Source organism: Microcoleus sp. B3-D7, assembly GCF_036705305.1.
In the GTDB taxonomy this organism is placed as follows: domain Bacteria; phylum Cyanobacteriota; class Cyanobacteriia; order Cyanobacteriales; family Microcoleaceae; genus Microcoleus.
The window spans coordinates 23207-29290 of the sequence record NZ_JAUBUE010000064.1; the positions used below are offsets into that span (position 1 = coordinate 23207).

Sequence of the window (6084 nt, forward strand, 5' to 3'; positions counted from 1 at the left end):
CCCCTAGGGATGAATCTGACTCAAAATCACCCGCAACCGATCGTAATCATCCTTCAGCAAAACACTCAAACTTCTCCCCGCTTCCACCAACCAAGATCGATCGCGCATCCGCAACTGATAAATCTCCCGAATCGCCGCCGCTGTCAGCGCATCCACAGGCGCATTAGCCACCCCCAGCAGCGTCCTCAAAAAATCCAACTGCACGGTAAAATCAATCACCTCATCCGGTTCGCAGCGGTAAACCGCCTGGTGAATTTGCGGCGGGCGCGGCGGCAAATACTGATAAATTTTACCCCTCGATGGGCCGTGACCGTTCAACCTTTCCGGCGCAGCCTCATACCCAACAATCGCCACTCGAAACTCGGTTTTGAGCATCGCAAAAATCTGCGGTTGTTCTTCCCGCAACTCTTCCAGCGACAAACCCAAAGCGCGAGCTCTGTGCACCGAGTCGATCGGGCTAGTCGTAGCGTAATAAACCACGCCGTAAATTTGATTTTTCGACTCTTCATCCTCGGCCTTCACCCAACTCCCAAAAGGTGGCATCACGGGAAAGCTTAAGTCTTCCGGTTCCAAACATTGAGCCAGAAACTCCGAAGTTGCAGTCTCGATTACCTCAGCAATGCGATCGGGATGGCGCTCTTTTATAGCAAATTGGGGTAAAGGTAAACGCATAGTTTTAGTGATTAGTCATTAGTCATCAGTCATCAGTTATCAGTCATTAGTCATTAGTCAAGGGTTTTCATTTAGTAGCCTGGTCTTGGGTACTTTACCAATTACAAATTACAGATTACCCATTACCAATGACTAATGACCGCTGACTATTTCGCGCGGCCAGCCGTAGCATCGACAAGTTCCAACTGCGACAGGCGGAACGTAATCAGCTTGTCCCAATTCCCGCCTTCAAACAGTACCGCGACCTTTCCGTCGCTAACTCGCTGGACTTGTCCTTGAAAGGCGTAGTAAATCTCACCCTTATCTTTAACTCGAACTGCCGAACCTGGAAAAATCATAATTGTTTGAATGTTAAGTTTGCTCTTTATAGCTTACCGTTTATCGTTTCTAGTTCCCAAGCAGAGCCTGAGAACTAGGCAAATCTTCGTCAACCCGAAGACGCGAGGCAAAGCCTCGGAACGAGAGTTTGTTAGGCTAAGGCTGCTACGGAAACTTTACCGGCAATGCGGCCCGCGATCGCCCGCAACTCCCTAGCTGAAGCAGAACCCGGTTGCCCCACCACGATCGGCACCCCCGAATCGCCACCTTCCCGCAACGGAATTTCCAGCGGAATGCGGCCTAACAGCGGCACTCCCAACTCAGCAGCAGTCTTTTCCCCGCCACCAGAACCGAAAATATCGTATTGCTTGTCAGGCATATCCGGCGGCACAAAATAGCTCATGTTTTCCACAATTCCCAATACCGACACTCCCAACTGCTGGAACATCTTTAACCCCTTGCGGGAGTCCAACAAAGCCACAGTCTGCGGCGTGGTAACGATCACGACACCGGCCATCGGCACCGCTTGCGCCATTGTCAACTGCGCGTCTCCAGTACCCGGAGGCATATCGACAATCAAATAGTCTAAATCGCCCCAATTCACCTGATAGAGGAACTGTCGAATGATCCCGTTCAACATCGGGCCGCGCCAAATCACGGGTTGGTCTTTGTCAATTAAAAACGCCATCGACACTAATTTGACGCCGTAGTTGAAGGCGGGTTCGAGGCTTTCCCCGCTTTTCCCGTCCCTAACCATCACTTTCGCGTCCCCCAGACCCAACATTGTTGGATCGTTGGGCCCATAAATATCCGCATCCAGCAAACCCACCTTAGCGCCGGTTTGCGCCAGCGCTACTGCCACATTTACCGCCACCGTGCTTTTGCCGACTCCACCTTTACCGCTGGAAATTGCGATAATATTTTTAACGCCTTCAATGCCTTGGCGATCGACGACTCCCTTTTGCTGCGGCGTCTCGGCTGTCACCTCCACCGCCACTTTTTCGACTCCTGGCAACTGTTTGACCGCTTTTTGGCAATCTTCGACAATAAATTCTCGCAGCGGGCAAGCAGGCGTTGTCAGCACTAAAGTAAAACTGACGACACCGCCGTCAATTTTTATGTTACGAATCATGTTCAATTCCACCAAACTCTTTTGCAGTTCGGGGTCTTGCACGGGTCGCAGGATTTCTAAGACTGAACTAACATCGAGTGTATTGGGCATTGTGTTCTCCACCATAGCTCTGCAATTGGGTTAGCGAATTTTCGATCGCAGGTTTAAGTATATTTTTATTGCTATTTTTTAATGTAACTTCATAGCGATCATTTGCAGACCTACGGTGGCATAATTACATGACGACTGGATTTGGGATTCATCGCCCATCTAAAACTCAAATCTGACAACAGAAAATTTTATGACAGTTTCTACAACACTTAAAACCGCCACTTCCCCGTTTTTGCCACCCGCTGACTCTAGAGCTAGAGTCAGCCAATTTATGAAAAGCCTACAAGACGAAATTTGTCAATCCCTCGAACAGCTCGATGGCCTGGGCAAATTTAAGGAGGACTCTTGGGAACGCTCCGAAGGCGGCGGCGGACGTTCTCGCGTCATGCGCGAAGGCAATGTGTTTGAACAAGGGGGAGTCAATTTTTCCCAAGTGTGGGGCGAAAGTTTGCCAGCTTTGATTCTGGCAAAGCACCCAGAAGCTGCAGGTCACGATTTCTATGCAACGGGCACTTCTATGGTGCTGCACCCCCGCAATCCCTACTTGCCTACGGTTCACCTGAATTACCGCTATTTTGAGGCCGGCCCGATTTGGTGGTTTGGGGGCGGTGTGGATTTGACTCCTTATTACCCGTTGGCTGAGGATGCAGCTCATTTTCACAAAACTTTGAAAGCAGCTTGCGATCGCCACCATCCCGGATATTATCCGACATTTAAACTCTGGTGCGACGAATATTTCTACCTGCCTCACCGCCAAGAAACCCGCGGCGTGGGCGGTCTGTTTTTTGACTATCAAAGCGCTCAAGGCGCGCTTTACCGGGACCATCATGTCAAAGGCAAGGCCGCTGAGTGCAGCAACAACATCGGCGTGCCGGAACCTAGGACTTGGGAGTCGCTCTTCGCCTTTGTACAGGACTGCGGTCGGGCATTTTTGCCGGCTTACACCCCCATAATTGAAAAGCACCGATCGAAAGAATACGGCGAGCGCGAGCGTAATTTCCAACTTTACCGCCGCGGCCGTTACGTTGAATTTAACTTGGTGTACGATCGAGGCACGACCTTTGGCTTGCAGACCAACGGACGCACCGAATCGATTCTCATGTCCCTGCCACCTTTGGTACGCTGGGAATATTGTTACGAGCCAGAACCCAACTCTCCCGAAGCCGAACTCTACTCCAAGTTCTTAAAACCGCAAGATTGGGCGAATTGGATGCCTCAGCAGTCACCGACCTGAGTTAAACTACTGGGACAGTAACCACCGCGATAGATAATAAATTTGAGGGAAGGGTCAGTGATTCATATTGATCAAAAAACCCACACGCTTCAAGACGGTACAACAGTTATCGTCTTAGCACCGACAGGACGGTTGGACATCACTACAGCTTGGCAATTCCGCCTCAAGTTGCAAGAGTGTATTTCCAAACTTAGCCGCCATGTTGTAGTGAATCTTGGTCAGGTTAACTTTATCGATAGCTCTGGCCTGACCTCACTTGTAGCAGGTATGCGGGATGCGGATAAAGTTAAGGGAAGTTTCCGCATTTGCAATGTTCATCCCGAAGCCAAACTGGTGTTTGAAGTCACCATGATGGATTCTGTGTTTGAAATCTTTGAAACGGAAGAAGAAGCTCTAGAGGGGGTGCCGCGCGCAAGTTGACCACTCCCGCTTGCATCGCTTTCGGTGTAAGCCCAATTTCAGCTTGAGGCTCACAAAAAGCGCCGGAACCCTGCACAAGAACAGGAAGCAGGTAAATTCTTGCCAGCTTCCTTATGCTTTCTTCCTTTCTTGAGAGGTTGAGAGGTTCACCAAAACACTAAAGTAGAAGAATAGGTCAAGGTAAAGTCTTGCCTTCTATCCTAGATAGCTAAATCTTTCTTCCTTGTTTCTTGTTACTTCTTGCTTCAAACCAATATCTCAGCAGCAAAATCCTGACGCTTGACAAATCTAAAAGGGCCCATTAAAGCTCCCCAGATAGCCTTGCCTGTCGTGGGGCTTATTCCTTTGTCGTAGCTGAGAAATTCCTCGCCTGCGGCTTCAAATCCCAAGTCTACTTGGTAATTTTGCCCCCCGTAGGCAAAGCCGCAGCGAGTGCCCTCCGGCAAAGATGCCCGAAAGCGATAGCTGTTTGAGGCTAAATTTTGCACTGCAACCGACAGGGTGCAGCCGGGGAGGAGTTGGATTTGCTCCTTCGTTAGCTTTCCAAGCAAGTCGGGGTTGCAACCGGCTCCTTTGACGGCTGTAATGTCGTTGAACATATAATACTGAGCTTCAATCAGTCCTGGCGCTATCTGTGAGTGCCTCAGTTGCACGATGCGGGGGCGGTATGGCTTGTCTAATTCCAGAATGTTGGCTTGTTCGGCAAACAGCGCAATGCTGGGTTCGGAAAATAACGGAACCGGCAGGGGTCTTTGCCACAAACGAAGGTGGACGTACCAAGCCGGCTCTGCTAGCGCTTGTTCTCGGTTGTCAAATTCGCCCGCCATGTACTGGGCTAAAGCTATTAATTCTGGAGAAATTGTCATGTTTGTTTGATTTTTGACGATTAGGACTTGACAAAAAAAACTTAATTGTGATATAGAGCTAGCCGATCGGGGCAAGTCAGAAGATTAGATTTTTGACATCCACCCTGACCTAAAGGTACAGGGATTCCCAATCGTCACCGATTAGGTTTCTGCTTCATAGCACCCGCCCTAACAGATTTGCTCTGTTCGGGTCTTACGGTCGCTCCACAGACTGACACGGCTAGCCCAGCCGCCAAAATGTTTTTTGCTGCGTTAATGTCACGATCGTGGTTTGCGCCACACTTAGGGCATTCCCATTCTCGAATATTCAACGGCAATTTTTCAACAATGTGACCGCAGTTTCCACAGCGTTTAGAGCTGGGAAACCAGCGGTCTATTTTTACAAACTCTCGCCCATACCACTGGCACTTGTAACTTAGCTGGCGAATTAACTCGCCCCAACTAGCGTCACTAATAGCAAGAGCTAATTTATGGTTTTTCACCATATTCTTGATAGCCAAGTCCTCAACGACAATCGTTTGATTTTCACGAATGATTTGAGTTGTTAGCTTGTGCAAGAAATCTTTGCGGACATCCACTATTTGTGCGTGGACTCTAGCCAGCTGCACCCGCGCTTTTTCACGGTTACGACTTCCTTTTTGCTTTTTGGCTAGAGCTTTTTGCTTCCTTTTTAACTTCTTACGAAGCTGCTTGAAATGCTTGGGGTTGGCAATCTTATTGCCGTCGCTAGTAGCAATCAGGCTACTAATTCCCACGTCCAAGCCGATTGTTTTATTTGTTTTGGGAAGTGGTTTGAGCGTGTAGTCGTCTACAAGTATAGAGACATACCAGCGTCCAGTCGGTGTTAGTTTTACCGTAATAGTAGAAGGAACACAGCTTGCTGGAATTTGTTTGCTCCAGCGAATAGGTAGCGGGTCATTGCACTTTGCCAGAAACACTTGCCCGTTTTTCCAACGGAAAGCTGACTTGGTGAACTCAGCGCTACCACCGTTGTGTTTTTTTTTGAAATTAGGGTACTTGGCTCGTCCCCGAAAGAAATTGGTAAAAGCTGTTTGAAGGTGTCTGAGTCCCTGTTGAAGAGGTACGCAACTAACTTCGTTGAGGAAGTCGAGTTCCTCTTCTTTTTTCCAATTCGTCAGCATCGAGGAAGTTTCTCTGTAGCCAACCCTCTCTTGACGCTCGTACCAAGCTTCCGTGCGGGCCGCCAAAGCCTTGTTATACACTAACCGGGTACAACCCATTGTCCCTCGCAAGAGATTTTCTTGCTCGACGGTCGGTTAGAGTCGATTAAGGAGTTACCCCCCTAACCTCTCCTTCAAAACCGGACGTGAGACTTTCACCTCATCCGGCTC

The 6084-nt window shown here is 49.1% G+C and carries 6 protein-coding genes and 1 pseudogene; 2 read left to right on the forward strand and 5 right to left on the reverse strand.

Annotation, left to right across the window (positions count from 1 at the left end; genetic code table 11):
- Positions 1 to 3 precede the first annotated feature (3 nt).
- The 3 genes from QUB25_RS27075 to QUB25_RS27085 form a co-directional block, all read right to left on the reverse strand.
- Entirely contained in the window at positions 4 to 672 is a 669-nt protein-coding gene (locus tag QUB25_RS27075) for an HAS-barrel domain-containing protein (protein ID WP_333188157.1), read from the reverse strand.
- 146 nt (positions 673 to 818) lie between these two features.
- Positions 819 to 1010, reverse strand: a complete 192-nt coding sequence (locus QUB25_RS27080; RefSeq protein WP_015175937.1) for an NAD(P)H dehydrogenase subunit NdhS — start codon at positions 1008 to 1010, stop codon at positions 819 to 821.
- Positions 1011 to 1141: 131 nt separating this feature from the next.
- Positions 1142 to 2212 carry an Mrp/NBP35 family ATP-binding protein gene (locus QUB25_RS27085; RefSeq protein WP_006631390.1) on the reverse strand — a complete coding sequence of 357 codons (1071 nt, stop codon included), beginning with the start codon at positions 2210 to 2212 and terminating at the stop codon, positions 1142 to 1144.
- A 190-nt stretch (positions 2213 to 2402) separates the two neighbouring features.
- On the opposite strand from QUB25_RS27085, the gene hemF reads away from it, so the two are divergent.
- Together hemF and QUB25_RS27095 are read left to right on the forward strand one after the other, a co-directional pair.
- Positions 2403 to 3446, forward strand: coding sequence for an oxygen-dependent coproporphyrinogen oxidase (hemF, locus tag QUB25_RS27090; protein WP_333188160.1), 1044 nt, complete (start codon positions 2403 to 2405; stop codon positions 3444 to 3446).
- A gap of 57 nt (positions 3447 to 3503) precedes the next feature.
- On the forward strand, positions 3504 to 3866 hold the full coding sequence (locus tag QUB25_RS27095) for an STAS domain-containing protein (RefSeq protein WP_006631392.1): 363 nt from the start codon (positions 3504 to 3506) through the stop codon (positions 3864 to 3866).
- A gap of 245 nt (positions 3867 to 4111) precedes the next feature.
- Here QUB25_RS27095 and QUB25_RS27100 read toward each other — a convergent pair whose 3' ends face one another.
- Together QUB25_RS27100 and QUB25_RS27105 are read right to left on the reverse strand one after the other, a co-directional pair.
- The gene (locus tag QUB25_RS27100; protein WP_333188162.1) at positions 4112 to 4732 is read right to left on the reverse strand and encodes a chromophore lyase CpcT/CpeT; all 621 of its coding nucleotides are present in this window, start codon (positions 4730 to 4732) and stop codon (positions 4112 to 4114) included.
- Positions 4733 to 4866: 134 nt separating this feature from the next.
- Positions 4867 to 6009, reverse strand: a pseudogene (locus tag QUB25_RS27105) (RNA-guided endonuclease InsQ/TnpB family protein); the annotation flags it as partial.
- Between the last annotated feature and the right edge of the window lie 75 nt (positions 6010 to 6084).

Excerpts from the sequence above, each read along its gene's own strand:
- QUB25_RS27075 (WP_333188157.1), bottom strand. The coding sequence starts at position 672 with ATGCGTTTACCTTTACCCCAATTTGCTATAAAAGAGCGCCATCCCGAT.
- QUB25_RS27080 (WP_015175937.1), bottom strand. The coding sequence starts at position 1,010 with ATGATTTTTCCAGGTTCGGCAGTTCGAGTTAAAGATAAGGGTGAGATT.
- QUB25_RS27085 (WP_006631390.1), bottom strand. The coding sequence starts at position 2,212 with ATGCCCAATACACTCGATGTTAGTTCAGTCTTAGAAATCCTGCGACCC.
- hemF (WP_333188160.1), top strand. The coding sequence starts at position 2,403 with ATGACAGTTTCTACAACACTTAAAACCGCCACTTCCCCGTTTTTGCCA.
- QUB25_RS27100 (WP_333188162.1), bottom strand. The coding sequence starts at position 4,732 with ATGACAATTTCTCCAGAATTAATAGCTTTAGCCCAGTACATGGCGGGC.